Raw genomic sequence first — 1,249 nt, forward strand, 5'->3', positions numbered from 1 at the left:
ACAGTAACAGTTGTTGCTGCTTCAGGTATTGGCACCTTATCAGCTTCAAAATCAGAGACCAACTGGGTTGCTTACCCTACAACTATCTCTAGTGATGCTGATTCTGATCTAACAAATATTGATATTGCTGGTGCAAACACCATTGCAAATGGTTCAGCAGGTCAAATTGCCTTCTCACTAAATGATGGCAACGATGTAGATCTTCCTACAACTGGCGTTATCTCAGTTGTTTCATCTAACCCTTTGATCGCAGTCTCATTTGATGGTTCTTTCTTCAATACTGAAATTGCAGAGGCTGTTGGTTCAACAAACTACGGCTCTGTATTTGTAGGTCAAGCTGTTGCTAACACACCAGCTACTGGAACAATCACCTTTAAGTACAATGGAACTGCTTATTCAACTAAGTCAGTAACAATGCAAGGTGATATCGCATCCATCGTCGTAGCTGATATTTCTTCAGGTAAGACAGGCGTATCAGGATCTGTAAGTGGTGGTTCATCAATCGATTCAACACTTGATGCCGTAACTACAAACGCAGGATCATTCTCAGTTGTAGCAAAAGATGCAGCTGGAAATATCCTCGGTGGTAAGACAGTTTCTGCTGATACAACTCGTTATAACAACACAGTTTCATCTATTGCATTAGCTAACTCAGGTGCAACTATTAAGTTCTCTGCAACAACTGGCTTAACAGCCGGTCCTGGAACAGGTTCTTTAGTTGGAACATGGTCATGCCCAACTACAACTGAGGGTACTGGTGGTACAAAGCAACGTTTGAAGATTACAAACGCAGCTCTTGTTACCGTCTACTCAAACGAGTTTGAAGCAACATGTGCTGGTTCACCAGATTCTTATACAGCATCACTTGATAAGGCTTCATATGTTCCTGGTGACATTGCAACCTTAACAATTACTGCTAAGACATCAACTGGTAAAGCTCCATACTCTGCAGCTACTACCGGTACTGCAACAACAGCAGTAGGTATTACACAAGGTTCACAACTGACAGCAGTAACTGCAATTGCAGTAACTGATACATTTGGTAACACAGGTGTTAAGACCTACAAGTTTGTTGTTGGCACAACTGAGGGTTCATACAACATGATTGTTGACCTTCCTAAGTGGTCAGTAGCTAATGGATACTCAGGTGCTGCTCAGACTGTTAAATACAGTGTTGCATCTGGAACAGCAACTGTTTCAAATGCTGATGTGCTTAAGTCAATCGTTGCGTTAATCGCATCAATCAACA

At 41.8% G+C, this 1,249-nt stretch carries 1 protein-coding gene; it reads left to right on the forward strand.

The genetic code is table 11. The features are described from left to right. Positions 1–1,249: hypothetical protein (locus ABW391_RS29500; RefSeq protein ID WP_353485488.1), on the forward strand; the 1,249-nt coding region annotated here is incomplete at both ends.

Source organism: Haliscomenobacter sp., assembly GCF_040403615.1.
Taxonomy (GTDB): Bacteria; Bacteroidota; Bacteroidia; order Chitinophagales; family Saprospiraceae; genus Haliscomenobacter.